The organism is Ningiella algicola (genome assembly GCF_028401415.2).
GTDB lineage: Bacteria > Pseudomonadota > Gammaproteobacteria > Enterobacterales > Alteromonadaceae > Glaciecola.
This window is the reverse complement of the sequence record NZ_CP171821.2, coordinates 2,335,665-2,356,832: the sequence shown is the minus strand read 5'-3', so window position 1 is coordinate 2,356,832 and position 21,168 is coordinate 2,335,665. Positions and strand designations below refer to the sequence as shown.

16 protein-coding genes and 1 tRNA gene are annotated in these 21,168 nt (G+C 44.8%); 13 read left to right on the top strand and 4 right to left on the bottom strand.

Translation table 11 applies throughout. The features are described from left to right. Window positions 1-7: 7 nt before the first annotated feature. Window positions 8-697, bottom strand: a complete 690-nt coding sequence (locus tag PN836_RS10275) for a nitroreductase family protein (protein ID WP_395338021.1) — start codon at window positions 695-697, stop codon at window positions 8-10. 236 nt (window positions 698-933) lie between these two features. Between PN836_RS10275 and PN836_RS10270 the strand changes: the two genes are divergently transcribed. The 3 genes from PN836_RS10270 to nusG all read left to right on the top strand — a co-directional run bounded on the left by PN836_RS10270 (window position 934) and on the right by nusG (window position 1,993). Then, window positions 934-1,010, top strand: a tRNA-Trp gene (locus tag PN836_RS10270). A gap of 65 nt (window positions 1,011-1,075) precedes the next feature. Beyond that, the gene (gene secE, locus PN836_RS10265) at window positions 1,076-1,453 is read left to right on the top strand and encodes a preprotein translocase subunit SecE (protein ID WP_395338019.1); all 378 of its coding nucleotides are present in this window, start codon (window positions 1,076-1,078) and stop codon (window positions 1,451-1,453) included. 3 nt (window positions 1,454-1,456) lie between these two features. After that, entirely contained in the window at window positions 1,457-1,993 is a 537-nt protein-coding gene (nusG, locus tag PN836_RS10260) for a transcription termination/antitermination protein NusG (protein WP_395338017.1), read from the top strand. Window positions 1,994-2,227: 234 nt separating this feature from the next. On the opposite strand, the gene PN836_RS10255 is transcribed toward nusG, so the two are convergent. Next, on the bottom strand, window positions 2,228-2,674 hold the full coding sequence (locus tag PN836_RS10255; protein ID WP_395338014.1) for a hypothetical protein: 447 nt from the start codon (window positions 2,672-2,674) through the stop codon (window positions 2,228-2,230). Between the two features lie 164 nt (window positions 2,675-2,838). Between PN836_RS10255 and ltrA the strand changes: the two genes are divergently transcribed. Next, window positions 2,839-4,107, top strand: a complete 1,269-nt coding sequence (ltrA, locus tag PN836_RS10250) for a group II intron reverse transcriptase/maturase (RefSeq protein ID WP_395338013.1) — start codon at window positions 2,839-2,841, stop codon at window positions 4,105-4,107. A gap of 87 nt (window positions 4,108-4,194) precedes the next feature. Here ltrA and PN836_RS10245 read toward each other — a convergent pair whose 3' ends face one another. Beyond that, window positions 4,195-5,523 carry an NCS2 family permease gene (locus PN836_RS10245; RefSeq protein WP_395338011.1) on the bottom strand — a complete coding sequence of 443 codons (1,329 nt, stop codon included), beginning with the start codon at window positions 5,521-5,523 and terminating at the stop codon, window positions 4,195-4,197. 202 nt (window positions 5,524-5,725) lie between these two features. On the opposite strand from PN836_RS10245, the gene PN836_RS10240 reads away from it, so the two are divergent. Then, the gene (locus PN836_RS10240) at window positions 5,726-6,907 is read left to right on the top strand and encodes a serine hydrolase domain-containing protein (protein WP_395338010.1); all 1,182 of its coding nucleotides are present in this window, start codon (window positions 5,726-5,728) and stop codon (window positions 6,905-6,907) included. On the opposite strand, the gene PN836_RS10235 is transcribed toward PN836_RS10240, so the two are convergent. Beyond that, the gene (locus tag PN836_RS10235; protein ID WP_395338009.1) at window positions 6,908-7,756 is read right to left on the bottom strand and encodes a GDSL-type esterase/lipase family protein; all 849 of its coding nucleotides are present in this window, start codon (window positions 7,754-7,756) and stop codon (window positions 6,908-6,910) included. Window positions 7,757-8,008: 252 nt separating this feature from the next. Here PN836_RS10235 and PN836_RS10230 point away from each other — a divergent pair, with 252 nt between their 5' ends. The 8 genes from PN836_RS10230 to PN836_RS10195 all read left to right on the top strand — a co-directional run bounded on the left by PN836_RS10230 (window position 8,009) and on the right by PN836_RS10195 (window position 21,128). Then, complete coding sequence (locus PN836_RS10230; protein ID WP_395338007.1) at window positions 8,009-8,536, top strand: fasciclin domain-containing protein; 528 nt, start codon at window positions 8,009-8,011, stop codon at window positions 8,534-8,536. A gap of 868 nt (window positions 8,537-9,404) precedes the next feature. Next, entirely contained in the window at window positions 9,405-9,833 is a 429-nt protein-coding gene (gene rplK, locus PN836_RS10225) for a 50S ribosomal protein L11 (RefSeq protein ID WP_395338006.1), read from the top strand. 4 nt (window positions 9,834-9,837) lie between these two features. Beyond that, window positions 9,838-10,536 (top strand): 50S ribosomal protein L1, encoded by a 699-nt coding sequence (gene rplA / locus PN836_RS10220; protein ID WP_395338004.1) that lies wholly within the window; start codon window positions 9,838-9,840, stop codon window positions 10,534-10,536. Window positions 10,537-10,852: 316 nt separating this feature from the next. Next, entirely contained in the window at window positions 10,853-11,371 is a 519-nt protein-coding gene (rplJ, locus tag PN836_RS10215) for a 50S ribosomal protein L10 (protein ID WP_395345373.1), read from the top strand. Between the two features lie 52 nt (window positions 11,372-11,423). Beyond that, window positions 11,424-11,801, top strand: coding sequence for a 50S ribosomal protein L7/L12 (gene rplL / locus PN836_RS10210; RefSeq protein WP_395345370.1), 378 nt, complete (start codon window positions 11,424-11,426; stop codon window positions 11,799-11,801). A 272-nt stretch (window positions 11,802-12,073) separates the two neighbouring features. Beyond that, a complete protein-coding gene (rpoB, locus tag PN836_RS10205) occupies window positions 12,074-16,102 on the top strand; it encodes a DNA-directed RNA polymerase subunit beta (RefSeq protein WP_395345367.1) in 4,029 nt (1,342 codons plus the stop codon). A gap of 95 nt (window positions 16,103-16,197) precedes the next feature. Then, a complete protein-coding gene (gene rpoC / locus PN836_RS10200) occupies window positions 16,198-20,403 on the top strand; it encodes a DNA-directed RNA polymerase subunit beta' (RefSeq protein ID WP_395345364.1) in 4,206 nt (1,401 codons plus the stop codon). A gap of 326 nt (window positions 20,404-20,729) precedes the next feature. Beyond that, the gene (locus PN836_RS10195) at window positions 20,730-21,128 is read left to right on the top strand and encodes a hypothetical protein (protein WP_395345361.1); all 399 of its coding nucleotides are present in this window, start codon (window positions 20,730-20,732) and stop codon (window positions 21,126-21,128) included. The last annotated feature ends 40 nt before the right edge of the window (window positions 21,129-21,168 follow it).

Sequence of the window (21,168 nt, the reverse complement as noted above, 5' to 3'; positions counted from 1 at the left end):
GCTAACCTTATAAAAAGCTTGCGATTTCATCTAGAGTTTTTTTTTGTAAAGCATGTGTTGGCACCGTCGCATCCGCTGAAGGATAGCCCGTAATAATAAGCATGTAAGGGCGCTCATCGTCAGGACGCTTGCATATTTTAGACAAAAAACTCATTGGTTTAGGGGTATGAGTAAGTGTTGCAAGCCCGGCGTGATGTAAAGCGGTAATCAAAAAGCCAGTCGCTATCCCGACAGACTCATGAATGTAATAGTTTTGCTGCTTTGAAGCACTGCCATTTTGCTTTTCATCAGAACTTGATTTTTTTTGCGAAAACACAGCGATGAGCCATGGTGCCGTTTCAAGGTATGGTTTTTGTGCATCAGTACCTAAAGGTTTAAGTGCATCTAGCCACTGCTCGCCCGCTGAACCTCCGTAAAACCTTCGCTCGTGAGCTTCTGCCTGCTCTCGAACCTGACGTTTTACATCGGCCGAATGTATGGCGGCAAAATGCCAAGGCTGACGATTGGCGCCGTTCGGGGCTGTCCCGGCCGCTTTTATGCAATTTTCAATAATAGCTTTGTCAACAGCGCGCTCGCTGAACATTCTTATGCTGTGGCGTCGCTTTATGTCTTTATAAAAGTCCTCAGCTCGCCTAAGCATTTGAGCTTCTGGGTATTCAATGAAATCTGCAAGAGCTTGCTGTTCATGGTTTTGCATGTGCGTAATCTTAAAAGCATCTTTTAATGTTCAAATATACCTGAAAAAAGCAACTTGAAGCTACTTTGTGCAAAATAATCGCTTACACATTCGGTTTTAGCTTGTATCATTTGACGGTGTCAGTATAATACCGCTCCCTCCCTTATGACGCTGACGATTCCCACACGATTCACAACTTCACAAGGGTAGTGTAACTACTTTTTATCCCAAACTGGGATTAGATAGTGTTCAGAGTTAGGGGTGTAGTTCGAATTGGTAGAACAGCGGTCTCCAAAACCGATGGTTGGGGGTTCGAGTCCCTCCACCCCTGCCACTTTAGATAAATAAACAGATTGATAATATCGCCTCAATACGCGGTATTTCGCAAAGGTAACACGAATGAGTGAGAAGGCAGAAAGTTCATCTAACCCATTAGACATAATTAAATGGCTAGTGGTGTTTGCGCTATTAGGCGGTCTTGTATATGCGTATGAGTCGTATGACGAGATATCCGTTTTGTATCGAGCGCTAGTTGCCGTGGCAGTAGTCGTCATTGCCTTGGGTATTGCCGCGACTACACAAAAAGGGCAGACCTTTTTAACCTTCGCCAAAGATGCGCGATTAGAAGTGCGTAAAGTAGTATGGCCGACCCGACAAGAAGTGGTTCGTATGACTTTGATTATTTTGTTTGCTACCGCGGTCGTTGGTTTGATGTTGTACCTTATCGACATGGTGCTTGTTTTTCTCATTGGATTAGTCACGGGTATCGGAGCGTAGACGATGGCGGATAAGAAATGGTACGTTGTACAAGCATTCTCGCAATATGAGGCACGCGTTAAGAAGACGCTAGAAGAGTACATTAAGATGCACGGTATGGAAGAGTATTTCGGTGAGATACTGGTCCCTACTGAAGAAGTCGTCGAAATGCGAGCTGGACAAAAACGCAAGTCAGAGCGTAAGTTTTTTCCTGGTTACGTGTTGGTCGAAATGGAAATGAATGAAGATTCGTGGCATTTGGTTAAGAGTATCCCACGAGTGCTGGGCTTTATTGGCGGAACGTCGGATCGACCTATGCCGATCACGCAAAAAGAAGCGGATGCCATTTTAAATCGCCTTGAAGAGTCTGTAGATAAGCCTAAACCGAAGACACTCTTTGAGCCAGGCGAAGTGGTTCGTGTTACTGACGGTCCCTTTGCTGATTTCAACGGCGTAGTAGAAGAAGTAGACTACGAGAAAAGCCGCTTGAAAGTATCTGTATTAATATTCGGGCGCTCTACGCCAGTTGAGCTAGAGTTTGGTCAGGTTGAAAAGGGCTAAGGCTAAACGCATATAATCCACTGTTATTAACCCGAACTCTGGATAAGAGACAGCGCTCAGCAGCCCTAATGGCGCGGATTACTGCGTTATAAAAGTGAGCAATAGAATCACTTTTACGCCTTGTCCTCCACGCCATTAGGACTACTGAGTCTAACAATCTGAAATCTCAGCACTTTTTATATTCCTGCACTGCCTCTTATCCAGAGTTCGGGTTAATTATTGGAATCCCCGTCGTTAACTCGCCGGGGATTTTTTATGGTGCGCCAAGTATGGCGCGTAGCGCCTTAATGGTGCTGTTCTGATACGCATGGTGGCGATCAGATGACTTGGTGGTGAAAGTCCACTATTAGCCCGACAAGGGGAATAATTAGCTGAACGGCAAGGGTGTTCATCGTGAGGTGAAATCTGAAGAAAGCCGAAAGCAAAGCACTGGCCTGACGAACAGGAATCGTATATGAGGCGGTCGCAGTGGGTGAGAAGGCCATTATCTTCAAAGCCCAATACTTGTCCAGAAACTGCGGACGTAGATACGGCGGGCATAAGTGTGAAGGTCACGCGCATTACCTTGGGAGGTCTGTTTATCTGCCACTGGCTATTAATATCGAGAGGTATTGAGATGGGTAAACAGAAGTCAGCCGAGGCCATAGTAGGTTGATTGCCGTCAACTGAAGGGCTGAACATGTTAAATGGTTTGAGAGCCAAGTGCTCGATGAGGGTAGAAGGAGCAGAAACAGCTACTGAGATATAGCTGATTATCGCCAAGGGGTGCAGACAGTATCTGCAAGAGTAGGTGAATAAGGCTTCAAGCCACGCGGCGCACAAGGATTTACTCTCATGAGGAGACGATGACCTTACTCGAAAAGATACTATCAAGACCTAATATGCAAGGTGCTTATCAGCGAGTTATGCGCAATAAAGGGGCGGCAGGAGTTGACGGTATGAGTGTAGATGCGCTTAAAGCGTATCTGCAAACACGCTGGCAAGACCACAAAGCCGATTTATTGGCAGGGCGTTATTGTCCACAAGCGGTGCTTAAGGTGAGTATTCCTAAAGCAGGCGGTGGGCAACGCGAATTAGGCATCCCAACGGTGTTGGACAGATTGATTCAGCAAGCGATACATCAGGTATTAAGTCCTATATTTGAGGAGCAGTTCTCAGAGAATAGTTATGGATTTAGGCCGCATCGCGATGCAGGGCAAGCTGTTCAACAAGCGCGAGCCTATATCGAGGAAGGTTATAGATGGGTGGTCGATATCGACTTGGAGAAGTTCTTCGACAATGTTAATCACGACATATTGATGTCGAGAATAGCGCGCCATGTCAAGGATAAAGCGGTGCTTAAACTCATTCGTGCTTATCTGAGGGCAGGTGTGTCACAGAATGACAAAACCAGTCAACGGGTGATGGGGACACCTCAAGGTGGACCATTATCGCCGTTACTGTCGAACATCATATTGACCGACTTAGATAGAGAGCTTGAGCGCCGAGGGCATAAGTTCTGTCGCTATGCTGATGACTGTAATATCTACGTCAAAAGCGAGCGTGCAGGACATCGTGTATTGAAAAGCGTGACGAGTTTCTTAGAGAGCACCTTAAAATTAAAGGTGAACAAAGAGAAAAGTGATGTGGGTCGACCGTGGCAACGAAAGTTCTTGGGGTATAGTGTCTGTCATCGCAAGCAAAATGTTCGATTGCGAATAGCGCCTGCGGTGCAAATGCGTTTTAAAAAGGACGTAAAACATACACTGCGCAGTGCAAGAGGATGGTCAATTCACCGTACGGTGGAAAAGCTGAACCTGAAACTGCGAGGCTGGATAACTTACTTCCGACATATAGACGTCAAAAAGGTACTTCTTGACTTGGATGGCTGGCTTCGCCGACATCTACGCAAGATTTTATGGCGTCAATGGAAACGTGTTCACACACGCATTAAGAGACTAATCGGATTGGGTATTGATGAAGCGAGGGCGGCGACAAGCGCGACGAATGGCAGCGGACCTTGGTTCAACTCAGGGGCTTCTCACATGAATCAAGCACTACCTAAAAAGTTCTTCGACAGCCTAGGTTTAATATCATTAATGGACTATTATCATCGTCTCAAGTATTTAACATGAACCGCCGTGATACGGAACCGTACGTCCGGTGGTGTGAGAGGACGGAGAGTGTAAACTCTCCTCCTACTCAATCGCACAGCTTTGATGTCATGTTAAACCAAAGATATACCGAAGCAAGAATACCGCAGCAAGTATATAGGTAAGTAGCGAAACCTCTTTGAACTTGCCAGCGCCAACCTTTATACCCGTGTACACAATAAAGCCAATTGCGATCCCCTCGCTTATACTAAATGTCAAAGGCATTGCGATCATTGCTACGGTAGCCGTTGCCATTGATGTCATATCGTCGAAGTCTAACTGCCGAAAAGACTCCATCATGAAAATACCCACCATTACCAATGCTGGCGTAGTTGCCATCAACGGAATCACTTCCATTACGGGCGTTAAAAATAGTGACAACAAAAAACAAAGTGCAACGACGACTGCGGTAAGACCGGTTTTGCCCCCAGACGAGACGCCCGCTGCTGATTCAACATACGAGGTTACAGGTGATGTTCCAAGAGCTGCACCCACAACGCTTGCTCCTGCGTCAGCGGTCATTGCGCGACCAAATTTAGGAAGTTTACCAGTGCTATCGAGTAGTTTTGCTTTGCGCGATACGCCAATAAGTGTGCCGATAGTGTCAAACATATTGACAAAAAGAAGGGCAAAAATTAAATCCCAAGTTTGTGCAAAGTTCAGCAACGGATACATTAAATCCATTGCAAAAAAGGTATCGCCGATTGAGTGTGGTAGGCCTACGATCGCATCGGGTGTCGCGGTGAGTGGCTGTCCACTGACCATGATAAATACACCCGCAATACTTAAAAGAACCACAGAAATCAAAATGGCGCCTGTTACTCGCTTCACCACCAGAATTAAGGTGAACACAATACCAAATAAAGCGAGCATCACAGACGGCTCAGACAAATCACCTAAACTGACCAATGTGGCAGAGTTGTCAATAATCAGACCAGCATTTTTCAGTCCAATAAACGCAATAAACAAGCCGATTCCACATTGCACTCCTACTTTAAGTGCTTGGGGAATCGAATCTGCGATTTTCGTTCTAACGCCAGTAAGCGAGAGCAGTACGAATAGTACTCCGTTGTAAAATACTATGCCTAAGGCGGCATCCCAAGGAATATCACGCCCAATGCAAATGGTGAAAGCAAAAAAGGCATTTAAACCCATTCCAGGTGCTAGTGCGACGGGGTAATTCGTCATCAGTGCCATCATCAAGGTACCGAAACACGCCGCCAATGCAGTAACAGTAATTAATCCTTCAATAGGCATTCCGCCAGCTGCCAGAATATTCGGATTGACCACTAAAATGTATGACATGGCAGCAAATGTAGTGAGCCCCGCTATGCATTCATTTTTAAAGCTAGCGCCTTTTTCTTGAAGCTTAAAAAATTGCTCGGCAAATTGTCTCATGTGTTCTCATTCTTATTTTTGTTCGATAAAAAGTGTAGGGTTAACTTTTAAAGATCATTGGCAATCCTATCATGATCACCAAAGCAATCTCGTTTGAACAATTACTTTATATATTTTTACTTATCAATTTTTAAGCGAGGGGCTAAGCTACATTCTGGATTTAATGTATGCTCATCATTCTATTTTGTCTGGGTTGTGAACTATGAAACTACAATTATGCACATTAGCAATAGTATTTGCTTTTACACTTGTCCCGTTTGGCTCTGAGAGTCTTGCAGCTGAGCTCGATGAGCCATCGATGCTTGGTCCCTGGATGCTGGCAAGCGCGAAGCAAGACGGCGAAGTGAAAGCTTTGGACAACGATAAGCTTTTATATGCGCTTGATTACATTAAAAAGAATGCAGGAAGTGATGGGATTTCACAAACCCTTATTATCAAAGACGACGAAGTCGTATACGCAGGTGAAGAGGTGCACAAGGTGCACAACGTTTATTCGGTTACCAAGAGCTTCGTCAGCACTGCCCTTGGCTTATTAATTGAAGACGGTAAAACCACCCTAGATACCAAGATTTGCAGTATTGATAAGCAATATTGTGATCACTATTCCCATGTCACTCTCAAGCATCTTACTACTATGACGTCTGGCTACAACGCGGCGGGTGAAAATCGCTGGAATGAGGACAGTGAGGACTGGTCGAAGACGCCATTTTTGCAAGCATCACCCTTGTTTGTGCCCGGGAGTGCCTATGCATATTGGGATGAAGCAATGATTATTTTAGGCGCAGTATTGACCAAGATTGCTGGTGAATCTCTTTACGATTATCTAGATAGTCGTCTAATGAAACCGATGGGAGTAAATGAATGGGCGTGGTGGCATGAAAGTGATGCAATTAGTGGCTTTGATATGAACTATGCTCCCGGAGGCATAGAGCTCTCTGCAGTATCACTTGCCAAATACGGCATGCTCATGCTGAACGAAGGTCACTATCCCTATCAAAACACGATGATAGATGACAAAAGCGATGACGGTAAGCAACTGTTAAGCAAAGATTGGATCGAACAAGCCACGCGAAATCAGGTGAGCCTTCAGATTCCTGTCGCCGAGACTGATCGCAAGAGTATAGACGGGGTTGGTTACTACGGGTTCAACTGGTGGGTAAACGGGCAAAATCGTGACGGTCAATGGCAAATGCCTGATGCACCCAAAGGTATGTTTTACGCTCGTGGCTTTAATAACAATATGCTGTTTGTGATACCGCAATGGAATATGGTAGTGGTGAGAATGGGGGAAGATGATGAAAAACGCATTGATAAAGTCGCTTTTTACAATGCGTTTTTTAAGCGTTTGTCGTCGGCAATGAATCTACGACAACAACAAAAGTAACTACCTTATATCTTTAGGTTCAGCGTCAGTAGGTTTAGGTGCATTGTCTACAAAGCGTTTTACATAGGGCTCAATGGCCAATGCCCATCTACGATACTGCTCAGACTCTGGATGTAAAAAATCATTCATCACTGATTTAGGTAATACACCGTCTTCAGTTAAAAACATGTGGTTGATATTTAGCCAAAAAATCGAATTATTGTCAGCAAACTTTTGGATCTGCTTATTCACTTGTGTATTTAAAATTCTAAGTGGATCAGAGGCCGTTTCACCGCGTGGAAAAACAGCAAGCATAAGAATTTTTGTATTTGGTAAGCGTGTGACTAATTCATCTAAAATAGCACGAATGCCTAAGGCAGTTTCATCCGCTGGGTCTTGCCTGTGACCGGTATTGTTGGTGCCGATTAGTAGCACGAGAAGTTTTGGATCAATACCATCAATCGCATTATTCTGCAGCCTCCAAAGCACATGCTCTGTGCGGTCTCCACCAAATCCTAAGTTAAGCGCTTTTCGCTCGGCATAGAACGTTTGCCAGTGCTCTTTTCCTTTCGACTCCCAATTGTGAGTAATAGAATCACCTAGAAATACTAGGTCAATATCGAAATTGCGTTGTTCTAATTCTGCCAATTTTTGTTGATGGCGCGGTAACCACCAGTCAACCGCCCACTCGGCGGTATGTACCATGGGTTGTAGTGACATTGGAAGCTCTTTTGTTGGTTCATTTTCTAGATTGTTTTCTTGCTCGATTTGCTCGATTTGCTCCGATTCCTGCGAAGTGGCAAAGGTGCTAGCCATAAACAAACTATACGCAAGCGCCAGCAAGAATAATCTAATTTGAGTGTGTTTCATTGAGATCAGGCCTACAACTGAGTTGAAAAAGTATACTCGTAACTATAAACCGCAAGGCTGTAAGTTGACAGTGCTGGCTCAAAGCAAAATGTCTGTTAAGCGACAGAAGCGTTTCAGCTATCCAACAAGCGCATTGTTGAATCTCACTAAATTGATTAAAAATTAAACATAATTAATCTTAAATCCCTCTTCTGGCTTGATGGGTATTGAACACGACACTTGTCAAATGTGAACAATTAAGGATTACCTACCATGAAATCAATTATATTAAAAGCAAGCGGAATATTTTTAGCAACAGTATTGAGTTTTTCAGCATTTGCAGGTTATGGCGATGCGAAAGATAAAGCAAAAGAAATGGCTAAAAGTGAAATGGACGTGGTTGATATTGCTGCCTCAGACGAAAACTTCTCTACATTAGTTGCTGCAGTTAAGGCGGCAGGATTAGTAGAGGCCCTGAAAGCCGACGGTCCAATCACTGTATTTGTCCCCACGAACGAAGCGTTTGCTAAGTTGCCTGCTGGCACAGTCGAAAACCTGTTAAAACCTGAAAACAAAGATCAGCTAATTGAAGTGCTGACGTATCATGTTGTACCAGGGAAAGTAACCGCATCCGACGTGGTAATGGTGGATTCTGCAAACTCCTTGCAGGGCCAAGCTATCAATGTGACCGTAGATGGCGATAAAGTAATGGTAAATGATGCGACCGTTATTCAGACGGATATTGATGCTAGCAACGGTGTGATTCACGTAATCGATACAGTAATTTTACCACAGAGTTAATTTGTAAAATTAGTCGTGTAATAAAAGAAAGAGTGGTCATTTGGCCACTCTTTTCATACAGAATTTCTCATGTACTGAATACATGCTTATATCTTTTCAATTCTATAATAATTTTTGCCACTCTCTTCCGCCTTATGCATCTGCGTCAATTTGCGCGATGTCAGGATGTGATTTAATCAGTTGAATCTCGGCCATTACGTGCCTTTACCAACAAGGTCTTCGTGAAACCCTTTTCTGTGGGCTGCAGGTTGGCTGGTCAATCGATTCTGCCTCGTTCCCGTTAGGGAAACTGTCAAGTCTTCCCATATAAATATCGATGATATCTTATTTGTTTAGGGAGATTGCATGTCGATATTGATATTAACTATGACTCCCAATCTATCCGAGCTTGGCGCCAGTCGCAATGTTATTAACAGACACTGAGAGGAATGACGCCGATAAGCAATACCTCGAGACAGTATAAGCACAGCATTGATAGCGGTTTAGCAAGATTAATAGTGTCGTTAAATATTTTCATGATTATGATGTTGTGCTAATACAAGCACGCTTAAAGATGCTTGTGCACCTTGTGACCTTATCCAAAGTATATCGGCTGATCACAAAAAGGGTTAATCGAATACTGTTCAATGGGGTATGTGAGCCTTATATATAAGTATAGATACTATTACCTAATTGCAAGAAAGATAGGTATTCAACGAGTAATGACCCACCTTATAAAGTTTTATTTGTATAATACTGATTCATCGCTTGCGTCTAATTATTAAAAAGCCTATACTTTGCGCCCTTTTTTATCGATGGGAAGCCGGCGAAGTAGATATCCTCTGTGTTTACTAGGCGCTATACCCTCACTATAGAGAGCATCAAAAACATGGCAAAGAAAGTCTCTGGCTTAATTAAGCTACAGGTTGCGGCTGGTTCTGCAAACCCTTCACCGCCAGTTGGCCCAGCATTAGGTCAACACGGCGTGAACATCATGGAGTTTTGTAAAGCGTTTAACGCGAAAACTGATTCGCTTGAAAAAGGCGCTCCAGTACCTGTAATTATTACAGTTTATGAAGATCGTTCATTTACCTTCGAAACGAAAACCCCACCTGCGTCATTCTTATTGAAAAAGGCAGCAGGCATTAAGAGTGGTTCTGGTCGTCCAAATACCGAAAAAGTGGGCACAGTAACTCGCGCGCAATTAGAAGATATTGCAAAAGCGAAAGATCCAGACTTAACTGCAGCGAGCTTAGATGCAGCTGTAAACACGATTGCGGGTTCTGCTCGCAGCATGGGCTTGAAGGTAGAGGGTTAATAGCATGGCTAAGTTAAGCAAGCGCATGCGCGCAATCAATGAAAAAGTTGATGTAACTAAAGAGTATGGTTTTGATGAAGCCGTTGCGTTGTTAAAAGAATTTGCCACGGTTAAATTCGCAGAAAGTGTTGACGTTGCGGTAAATCTTGGAATTGATGCTAAGAAATCTGACCAAAATGTACGTGGTGCAACTGTACTGCCAAACGGCACCGGTAAAGATGTTCGCGTTGCTGTGTTTACGCAGGGCGCTAATGCAGACGCAGCAAAAGAAGCTGGCGCTGACGTGGTAGGCATGGACGATTTGGCTGAGCAAGTCAAAAAAGGCGAAATGAACTTTGACGTAGTTGTGGCTAGTCCTGATGCTATGCGCGTTGTTGGTCAACTTGGCCAAATTTTAGGCCCACGCGGTTTGATGCCGAATCCAAAAACCGGCACAGTGACACCCGATGTGGCTACAGCAGTTAAAAACGCAAAAGCTGGTCAAGTAAGATACCGCAACGACAAAAACGGTATCATCCACGCAAGCATCGGCAAAATCGCCTTTGAAGAGCATCAAATTAAAGAAAACCTTGAAGCATTATTAGAAGCCTTGAAAAAAGCCAAGCCTTCTTCTGCTAAAGGCACATATATTAAGAAAATTAGTTTGAGCACAACGATGGGTGCAGGCGTAACGCTTGACGCCGGTACGGTAGGTCAGGCTTAAATTTTCAACCTTCTGATGTAAAGGAAGGTCTCTGTAAGGTTATGGGTTGGAGTTATTGTGCAGTTTGCATTGACTCCCGTCCAAGACCGCAGGTGCAGGTCAGCAGGAGAGGTAAGAGAACTCCCGCATTCAATGACCCGCTTAATGATTCGCCTGCGCAGACGGTGGTATGACTCAGACTCTCTGGGAATGTACACCGTAGAGCGGTATCAATTAATTCGTTATGAAGACGTTGGTATCAATCTGTAAACCCTGACTGTTTTGTGATTCGCATGGTGCGTTGATACAAGCTGTCAGATTTTAAGAGGTGAAAGCAGTGGCACTAGGCTTAGCAGCTAAAAAAGAGATCGTAGCAGAGGTTTCCGATGTTGCATCTAACGCTCTATCCGTTGCCGTCGCTGAATACCGTGGTATGGAAGTAGGGGAACTTACTGAACTACGTGTTAAAGCCCGTGAACAAGGTGTGTACTTACGAGTTATTCGTAACACTCTTGCTAAGCGTGCTTTAGCCGAAAGTAAGTTTTCAGATCTCGATTCTGCCTTAACCGGTCCGTTAATTTACGGTTTCTCTTTAGATGCACCTGGCGGTGCAGCGCGTTTGTTTAAAGACTACGCAAAGAGCAATGAAAAATTAAAAGTGACTGCGTTATCTATTGGTAGCGGTTTATTGGGTCCAGACAAATTGGACGCAGTGGCATCATTACCGACCAGAGACGAGGCATTAGCGAAACTACTTGCTACATTCAAAGCACCGGTTGGCAAATTCGTTCAAACAATCAACGAAGTACCTTCCAAATTTGTGCGGTTATTGGCGGCAGTTAAAGACACCAAGTAATTGGGGTCTTTGGAACTTAAATTTTTAACATTATACCCAGGAGTTTAGAGAAATGGCTCTAACAAAAGACGATATTTTAAACGCAATTGCTGAAATGCCAGTTATGGAATTGGTTGAGTTGATTGAAGCTGCTGAAGAAAAATTCGGCGTTGAAGCAACTGCAGCTGTAGCTGTTGCAGCTGGTCCTGCTGCAGGTGGCGGTGAAGCTGCTGCAGAGCAGACAGAATTCGACGTAGTGTTGACTTCTTTCGGCGGTAACAAGGTTGCTGTAATCAAAGCTGTACGTGGCGCGACTGGTCTTGGCTTGAAAGAAGCTAAAGAAGTGGTAGAGTCTGCACCAAAAGCAATCAAAGAAGGCGTTGCAAAAGAAGAAGCAGAAGAACTGAAGAAGCAGCTTGAAGAAGCTGGTGCTGAAGTTGAAATTAAATAATTAAATTAATTATTTAATTGGCCTTATTTAGGCTTAGGCTGATGGTTTTTAACCATCAGCCTTTTTGCGCTATATCAATTATAAAATTTCTACCCTTTATTTATAATTGTGAAATAGAGCGGGAATGTGCATAAGTTTTTGATTTCCTTAACGCAATATCGGCAGTTATGGTTTATTCTTAAGCGCAATCCTGTAAAAGGGTGTTGGAAGTTTGTTACACAAATTGCAGTAGTGTAGCTACTTGGGTCTAAAATCAGTCGGCTGAGGAACCCATGGTTTACTCTTATAGTGAAAAGAAACGTATCCGTAAGGATTTTGGCAAGCGCCCTCAGGTATTGGAAATTCCATACCTTCTATCAATACAACTAGATTCATTTAAAAAATTTATTGAGCTAGACCCAGAAGGCCAGTATGGCTTGGAATCTGCGTTTCGCTCTGTTTTTCCCATCAAAAGCTATTCTGGTAACTCAGAGCTCCAGTACGTCTCATATCGTTTAGGTGAGCCCGTATTTGATGTGAAAGAATGTCAAATCCGAGGCGTTACCTACTCCGCACCATTGCGTGTGAAGTTGCGACTCGTATTGTTTGATAAAGAAGCTGCCCCAGGCACTGTAAAAGATATCAAAGAACAAGAAGTCTACATGGGTGAAATCCCCTTGATGACCGAAAACGGTACTTTTGTTATCAATGGTACTGAACGTGTTATCGTTTCACAGCTTCATCGTTCTCCTGGTGTTTTCTTTGACCATGATAAAGGCAAAACCCATAGCTCTGGTAAGGTGCTTTATAACGCTCGCGTTATCCCATACCGTGGTTCATGGTTAGACTTTGAATTCGATCCAAAAGATAATCTTTTTGTTCGTATAGACCGTCGTAGAAAGCTTCCCGCGACAATCATTTTGCGTGCATTGGAAATGGGTACAGAAGAAATCCTTGACCTGTTCTTTGATAAAGTATCTGTTCGCGTTGGTGAAGAGCATTTCATGATGGACGTGGTTGCAGATCGCCTTCGCGGTGAAACTGCCCAATTCGATATCCTTGATGCTAAGGGTAAAGTGATTGTTGAAGAAGGCCGCAGAATATCTGCTCGCCATACCCGCGCACTTGAAAAAGCGAAAGTAAAAGAGCTTCCGGTTCCGGCTGAGTATTTGCTTGGCAAAGTCATTGCGTCAAACTACATCAATGAAGAAACGGGTGAAGTCGTTGCTAATGCAAATGACGAAATCACACTGGAAATTCTTGAGGCATTAAAAGAAGCGGGCATAAAAGAATTCCACACGCTTTATATTAATGAGCTTGACCACGGTTCGTATATCTCTGACACCGTGCGTGTTGACCCTACAAGCAATCGTTTAGAAGCGCTTGTTGAAATTTATCGCATGATGCGTCCTGGTGAGCCACCGACAAAAGACGCAGCAGAGAACTTGTTCGATAATTTGTTCTTCTCAGAAGACCGTTACGACTTATCTGCTGTTGGGCGTATGAAGTTCAACCGTCGTTTAGGTCGTGATGAATCAACTGGTGCGGGTACGCTTGATAAAGACGATATCGTAGCCGTAATGCAGCAGTTAATTACCATCCGCGATGGTAAAGACGAAGTAGACGACATCGATCATTTGGGTAACCGCCGCATTCGCTCTGTGGGCGAAATGGCAGAAAACCAATTCCGCGTAGGTCTTGTGCGAGTTGAGCGCGCAGTGAAAGAGCGTTTGAGCCTTGGTGATCTAGATGCAGTAATGCCGCAAGATCTTATTAACGCTAAGCCAATTTCAGCAGCTGTGAAAGAGTTCTTTGGTTCAAGCCAACTGTCTCAGTTTATGGATCAAAACAATCCCTTATCAGAAGTCACGCACAAGCGTCGTATTTCTGCATTAGGCCCGGGTGGTTTGACACGTGAACGTGCTGGTTTTGAAGTACGTGATGTACATCCAACTCACTACGGCCGCGTATGTCCTATTGAAACGCCTGAAGGACCAAACATTGGTTTGATTAACTCTTTGGCAAGTTTCGCGCGCACTAATGACTTTGGTTTCTTGGAAACACCTTATCGTAAAATTGTTGACGGTGTCGTGACTGACGACATTGAATACTTATCTGCGATTGAAGAAGGTCAATATGCGATTGCTCAGGCAAACGTATTGCTTGATAAGAACAACGGCTTAGTAGAAGACTTGATTCCATGTCGTCTGCGCGGTGAAACGACTCTAGTTCAGCGCGAAGACATTACATACATGGACGTGTCTCCACAGCAAATCGTTTCTATCGCTGCGAGCATCATCCCATTCCTAGAGCACGATGATGCAAACCGAGCACTTATGGGCTCGAACATGCAACGTCAAGCCGTTCCTACCTTACGCGCGGACAAGCCGCTAGTGGGTACGGGCATGGAGAAAACGGTTGCCGTTGACTCTGGTGTAACGGTAGTTGCCAAGCGTGGCGGTACAGTTGATTTTGTTGATGCAAGCCGAATTGTGGTTAAAGTTAATGAAAGTGAAATGACGCCAGGTGAAGCAGGGATCGATATTTATAACCTGACTAAATATACACGTTCTAACCAAAACACCTGTATTAACCAGCGCCCTACTTGTAATGTAGGCGAGCCGGTTGTTGCTGGCGATGTACTGGCCGACGGTCCATCGACAGATTTAGGTGAGTTGGCGCTAGGGCAAAATATGCGTATCGCATTTATGCCTTGGAACGGTTACAACTTTGAGGATTCAATCCTTATTTCAGAGCGCGTTGCGCAAGAAGATCGTTTCACTACCATCCATATTCAAGAGCTAAGCTGTATCGCTCGTGACACTAAACTTGGGCCAGAAGAGATAAGCTCTGATATTCCAAATGTGGGTGAGTCTGCGCTTGGTAAACTCGATGAATCAGGTGTTGTGTATATTGGCGCAGAAGTAAAAGGCGGCGATATTCTAGTGGGTAAAGTGACGCCTAAAGGTGAGACTCAGCTTACGCCAGAAGAAAAACTGCTAAGAGCCATTTTTGGTGAAAAAGCGTCTGATGTTAAAGATACCTCCTTGCGCGTACCAAATAGCGTAACGGGCACCGTTATTGACGTTCAGGTATTTACTCGTGACGGCGTTGAAAAAGACAAGCGCGCAGTAGAGATTGAGGAAATGCAGTTACGTCAAGTCAAAAAAGACTTGGGTGATGAATTCAACATCTTAGCTGACGGTATCTTTGCACGAGCACAAAACTTATTGCTTAAATCGGGTATAGATCAAGCTAAGCTTGACAGCATGCCTCGTGAAAAGTGGTTTGATATTGCGCTTAAATCAGATGATGCACAAACTGAGCTTGATCAAGCGGCTGAGCAACACAGCGAGATTAAAGCGGACTTTGATAAGAAGTTTGAAGCCAAGCGTCGCAAAATCACTCAAGGTGATGACTTAGCGCCGGGTGTCTTAAAGATTGTGAAAGTCTACTTAGCGGTTAAACGCAGCATTCAGCCAGGTGATAAAATGGCTGGGCGTCACGGTAACAAAGGTGTTATTTCAACTATTCAACCTGTTGAAGATATGCCTTATGACTCTGACGGCACGCCGGTTGATATCGTACTCAACCCGCTTGGTGTACCTTCGCGAATGAACATTGGTCAAATCCTAGAAACGCATTTAGGAATGGCTGCCCACGGACTTGGTGTGAAAATTGACCGTATGGTCAAAGAGCAGCAAGAAGTGGCTAAACTTCGTGATTTCTTGAAAGAGGTGTACACCTCGGGTGAGTCGCATCAAGAAGTAGATATCGATAGCTTTAGTGATGATGAAATCAAGCGTCTAGCGGAGAATCTTCGCAAAGGTGTTCCAATTGCCACACCAGTATTTGATGGTGCGCGAGAGGAAGAAATCAAACAATTGCTGAAACTGGCAGACATTCCAGAGTCTGGTCAAATTACCCTGTTTGACGGTCGAACTGGCCGTGCATTCGAGCGTCCAGTAACGGTTGGTTACATGTACATGCTCAAACTCAACCACTTAGTGGATGATAAGATGCACGCACGTTCAACTGGCTCATACAGCTTGGTTACTCAGCAACCACTAGGTGGTAAAGCACAGTTTGGTGGTCAGCGCTTCGGTGAGATGGAAGTGTGGGCACTAGAAGCATACGGTGCTGCTTACACCTTGCAAGAAATGCTTACTGTTAAGTCAGACGATGTGAACGGCCGTACCAAGATGTATAAAAACATCGTAGATGGCGACCATAGAATGGAGCCTGGCATGCCAGAATCCTTCAACGTATTGTTGAAAGAAATCCGTTCCTTGGGCATCAACATCGAGCTGGAAGAGCAATAAGCGGCTTTTGAGCGAAAGAGCAACAAGACAGGACGACCCAGTGCGCAGTGAAAACTACCACTGGGTCATGAAAAAAACTCCGTTGGGAGAGAAATGTGAAAGACTTATTAAAGTTTATTAAACAACAAAACAAGGTCGAAGAGTTTGATAATATCAAAATCGGCCTTGCATCACCGGACATGATCCGCTCGTGGTCATTCGGTGAAGTGAAAAAACCGGAAACCATCAACTACCGTACCTTTAAGCCTGAGCGTGATGGCCTATTTTGTGCGCGTATCTTCGGCCCGGTAAAAGACTACGAATGTTTGTGTGGTAAGTACAAGCGCCTTAAGCATCGCGGTGTTATTTGTGAGAAATGTGGCGTTGAAGTGACCTTAACGAAAGTGCGTCGTGAGCGCATGGGTCACATTGAACTTGCCAGCCCAGTTGCGCATATCTGGTTCCTAAAATCACTTCCCTCTCGTATTGGCTTAATGCTAGATATGACGCTTCGTGATATTGAGCGCGTGCTTTATTTTGAAAGCTACGTGGTGACAGAGCCTGGCATGACCGACCTAATTGCCGGTCAGCTTCTCAATGAAGAAGAGTATTTAGATTCTTTAGAAGAGCATGGCGACGATTTTGAAGCGAAAATGGGCGCAGAAGCCGTTTTCGAACTGCTAAAAGAACTAGATGTTGATTCTGACGTTGCCGCGATGCGTGAAGAGTTACCAAGCGTAACCTCTGAAACCAAGCGTAAGAAAATTACCAAGCGTTTGAAATTGCTAGAATCTTTCCAGCAGTCTGGCAACAAGCCAGAGTGGATGATTTTGACTGTTCTGCCGGTACTTCCACCAGAGCTGCGTCCTTTAGTACCGCTTGATGGCGGTCGATTTGCGACCTCAGATTTGAACGATTTGTATCGCCGAGTGATTAACCGAAACAACCGTCTTAAGCGTTTATTAGATCTCGCAGCGCCTGACATTATTGTGCGCAACGAAAAACGTATGTTACAAGAAGCGGTAGATGCTTTGCTAGACAATGGCCGTCGCGGCAGAGCCATCACTGGCTCTAACAAGCGTCCGCTTAAATCACTTGCTGATATGATTAAAGGCAAGCAAGGGCGTTTCCGTCAAAACCTGCTTGGTAAGCGTGTTGATTACTCCGGTCGTTCGGTTATTACCGTTGGTCCTACCCTGCGTTTACATCAGTGCGGCCTGCCTAAGAAAATGGCATTGGAATTATTCAAGCCTTTCATTTACGGGAAACTTGAAGGTCGTGGTTTAGCCACTACTATCAAAGCCGCTAAGAAATTAGTAGAGCGCGAAGCACCGGAAGTATGGGACGTGCTTGACGAAGTTATCCGTGAACACCCGGTATTACTTAACCGTGCACCCACGCTTCACCGTTTAGGTATTCAAGCATTTGAACCGACCTTGATTGAAGGTAAAGCGATACAGTTGCACCCATTAGTATGTGCGGCTTACAACGCCGACTTCGATGGTGACCAAATGGCGGTACACGTACCGTTGACCATTGAAGCTCAGCTTGAAGCCCGTGCGCTGATGATGTCTACCAACAACATCTTATCGCCTGCAAACGGTGAGCCTATTATTGTACCTTCACAGGACGTTGTTTTAGGTTTGTATTACTTGACTCGTGACCGCGTAAACGGCAAAGGCGAGGGCATGGTTTTCACTAGCCCGAATGAAGCTGAAAAAGCTTATCGCACCGACACGGCTGAGTTGCATGCGCGCGTTAAAGTACGTATCACGCAATATGAAGTGAACGAGGACGGCGAAAAAGTTGAAAAGACTTCATTGATTGACACTACTGTCGGTCGCGCCATTTTCTCTCTTACTTTGCCCGAAGGTTTGAACTTCGAGTTAATCAACCAAGCCATGGGCAAAAAGCAGATTTCTAAGCTTCTTAATGAGTGCTATCGAACCCTAGGTTTGAAAGACACCGTGATTGCGGCTGACCAAATCATGTATACCGGATTCCATTACGCAATGATTGCGGGTGCTTCGGTAGGCATCGACGACATGGTTATCCCAGAAGCGAAAAAAGAAATCATCGATGCTGCCGAAGCGGAAGTGGTTGAAATACAAGAACAATTTCAATCAGGTCTTGTAACTGCGGGTGAGCGCTACAACAAAGTTATCGATATTTGGTCAACGGCCAACGATAACGTTGCAAAAGCGATGATGGATAATCTTAAAACTGAATCGGTCACTAACCGTGACGGCGAGCAAGAAGACCAACCTTCATTTAACTCTGTGTATATGATGGCCGATTCTGGCGCTCGTGGTAGCCCAGCTCAGATTCGTCAGCTAGCGGGCATGCGTGGTTTGATGGCAAAACCAGATGGTTCTATCATTGAAACGCCAATTACCGCTAACTTCCGTGAAGGTTTGAACGTACTTCAGTACTTCATCTCGACTCACGGCGCGCGTAAAGGTTTGGCCGATACGGCACTTAAAACGGCTAACTCAGGTTACTTAACACGTCGTCTGGTTGACGTTGCCCAAGATTTGGTTATCACCAATGATGATTGCGGTACCTTTGAAGGCGTGAAAATGACGCCTCTAATCGAAGGTGGTGACGTGGTTGAGCCGCTTCGTGAGCGTGTACTAGGCCGTGTTGTGGCAGAAGATGTCATTAAACCCGGAACGAAAGACGAAGTACTTGTTGAGCGAAATGTGATGCTCGACGAGCAACTGGTTGACATGCTGGAAGCGAACTCTGTTGACGTAGTTATGGTGCGTTCTGTCATTACTTGTGACAACGACCACGGCGTATGCGCTAAGTGTTACGGACGTGATCTGGCACGCGGTCATATGGTTGGTTCGGGTGAGTCTGTAGGTGTTATTGCTGCGCAGTCTATCGGTGAGCCGGGCACACAGCTTACCATGCGTACTTTCCACATCGGTGGTGCAGCATCTCGAGCTTCAGCAGAAAACAGCGTACAGGTGAAAACTGGCGGTACGTTGAAGCTGCATAATGCTAAATACGTGCGCAATTCTGATGGCAAATTAGTTATCGTTTCTCGTTCAACTGAGCTAACGGTGATTGATGAGCAAGGTCGCGAGAAAGAACGTTATAAAGTGCCATATGGTGCAACCTTATCTGTTGATAATGAAGCGTCTATTGGTGCTGGTGACATCGTGGCTACTTGGGACCCGCATAGTCACCCAATTGTGACTGAGCGTGCTTCTAAGATTACCTTTGCGGACGTTGACGACACCAACACTGAAATGCAACAAGATGAGCTAACGGGCTTAACGCGTATTGTTGTTAAAGATCTGTCTAAGGCAAATGCAAAAGAGCCTAAACTAATTCTTGAAGGTGAAAACGGCGCTCTACAGGAAATTCGTTTACCTAGCTTTACGACTATCGAAGCCACTGACGGTAAGATGGCTGTTGAAGGTGATGTACTGGCGCGTATTCCGCAAGAGAGTTCGAAGACGCGTGATATTACCGGTGGTCTTCCACGTGTTGCTGACTTGTTCGAAGCGCGTAAGCCTAAAGAGCCCGCTATTTTGGCAGAAATCTCAGGTACGATTGGTTTTGGTAAAGAAACCAAAGGTAAGAAGCGTCTTACAATTACGCCGAAAGACAACGAAGCAGCGCGCTTGGTTGACCTAAACGCTAATGGCGCTTACGAAGAGATGATTCCTAAGTGGCGTCAACTTAACGTGTTTGAAGGTGAGAGCGTAGAGAAAGGTGAAGTTGTTTCTGACGGACCTGAATCTCCGCATGACATCTTGCGTCTTCGCGGTGTAAGTGCAGTGTCAAACTACATCGTAAACGAAGTACAAGAAGTTTACCGTTTGCAAGGCGTTAAGATTAACGATAAGCACATTGAAGTGGTTATTCGCCAGATGCTACGTAAGTGTATCATTCTGAATGCGGGTGACAGCATGTTCTTAGAAGGTGAGCAGGTAGAAGTGTCTGCAGTGAAAATTGCAAACCGCGACCTTGAGAAGCAAGGTAAGATCCCAGCAACTTACGAAATACAGTTGCTTGGTATTACTAAAGCCTCACTGTCTACTGAGTCCTTCATCTCCGCAGCATCTTTCCAAGAGACAACACGTGTCTTGACAGAAGCCGCAGTACAAGGAAAAGAAGATGACTTACGTGGTCTGAAAGAGAACGTAATTGTAGGTCGTTTGATTCCTGCAGGAACGGGCTTTGCTTATCACCAACAGCGTGCCGAGCGTAAGAACCTTGCTCTGCACCAAGAACTTTCAGTATCTGCTGATGAAGCGCAAGCACAGCTTGCTGAAGCGTTGAATGCTGATAGTGATGATGCTGAATAATCGATAAGCTTCATTAAGTCGTTTTGAACGCCGAGCATACGCTCGGCGTTTTTGTTTCTGGGATAGCGCAAGGAGTCGTGCCCAAACAAAGTCGCTCTTCGCCGTCCATGGGCGCTTGACCAAAGCCTTCCATGGCTTTGGACACTTTGTTTGGGCACGACTCCTTGCGCTATCCCAGAAACAAAACAGGTAGGTGTGATTACATGTAGTAAAGGTTTTATATCGTGATGTAGAAAGTTGATTCTAGTTAACTTTCATGAGCGTAGCACTCGTTGTATAATTCCCAAATCAACTGATTTAAGTCAAGTAATAGAAAGGATTCAAACATGACTATCAATCCAGCCGCAGCGGCTATAAGACAACGCAATACCCTGAAGGATGAGAGTAAGACACTCGTAATGGTCGCGTGGGGCTTACTTTTAGCAGGATGGGTGCTCATGCCCTTTGCTCCTATTGCAGCGATCATTATTGCCGTAATTGCCAGTGGCGACACGGATGACGCAGCAGCGCGGTCGCATTATTCAAAACTCAAATCTACCTTCTGGTTTTCTTGCCTTTGGGGCGTTGTTTGTTTTTTATTTGTGTTAATTGCAATGGCTGCTGTCTCTACGATTCCTTTGGGGCTATTTTTGCTCTTGCCCATGAGTATTCTACTAGGTTTGTTTTGCACCTATCGCAGCATTAAAGGCATCATTCGCGCGAGCGAAAACAAAGCGTATTTCTAAGCGAGCTAAGCGCATACGTGCAAACCTTTTAATGTAATGG

What these genes read in the sequence shown, in the direction of transcription:
- rpoB (WP_395345367.1), top strand. Translation starts at nt 12,074, where the DNA reads ATGGTTTACTCTTATAGTGAAAAGAAACGTATCCGTAAGGATTTTGGC.
- rplK (WP_395338006.1), top strand. Translation starts at nt 9,405, where the DNA reads ATGGCAAAGAAAGTCTCTGGCTTAATTAAGCTACAGGTTGCGGCTGGT.
- ltrA (WP_395338013.1), top strand. Translation starts at nt 2,839, where the DNA reads ATGACCTTACTCGAAAAGATACTATCAAGACCTAATATGCAAGGTGCT.
- secE (WP_395338019.1), top strand. Translation starts at nt 1,076, where the DNA reads ATGAGTGAGAAGGCAGAAAGTTCATCTAACCCATTAGACATAATTAAA.
- PN836_RS10230 (WP_395338007.1), top strand. Translation starts at nt 8,009, where the DNA reads ATGAAATCAATTATATTAAAAGCAAGCGGAATATTTTTAGCAACAGTA.
- PN836_RS10245 (WP_395338011.1), bottom strand. Translation starts at nt 5,523, where the DNA reads ATGAGACAATTTGCCGAGCAATTTTTTAAGCTTCAAGAAAAAGGCGCT.
- rplA (WP_395338004.1), top strand. Translation starts at nt 9,838, where the DNA reads ATGGCTAAGTTAAGCAAGCGCATGCGCGCAATCAATGAAAAAGTTGAT.
- PN836_RS10275 (WP_395338021.1), bottom strand. Translation starts at nt 697, where the DNA reads ATGCAAAACCATGAACAGCAAGCTCTTGCAGATTTCATTGAATACCCA.
- PN836_RS10195 (WP_395345361.1), top strand. Translation starts at nt 20,730, where the DNA reads ATGACTATCAATCCAGCCGCAGCGGCTATAAGACAACGCAATACCCTG.
- PN836_RS10235 (WP_395338009.1), bottom strand. Translation starts at nt 7,756, where the DNA reads ATGAAACACACTCAAATTAGATTATTCTTGCTGGCGCTTGCGTATAGT.
- nusG (WP_395338017.1), top strand. Translation starts at nt 1,457, where the DNA reads ATGGCGGATAAGAAATGGTACGTTGTACAAGCATTCTCGCAATATGAG.
- PN836_RS10255 (WP_395338014.1), bottom strand. Translation starts at nt 2,674, where the DNA reads ATGTTCAGCCCTTCAGTTGACGGCAATCAACCTACTATGGCCTCGGCT.
- PN836_RS10240 (WP_395338010.1), top strand. Translation starts at nt 5,726, where the DNA reads ATGAAACTACAATTATGCACATTAGCAATAGTATTTGCTTTTACACTT.
- rplL (WP_395345370.1), top strand. Translation starts at nt 11,424, where the DNA reads ATGGCTCTAACAAAAGACGATATTTTAAACGCAATTGCTGAAATGCCA.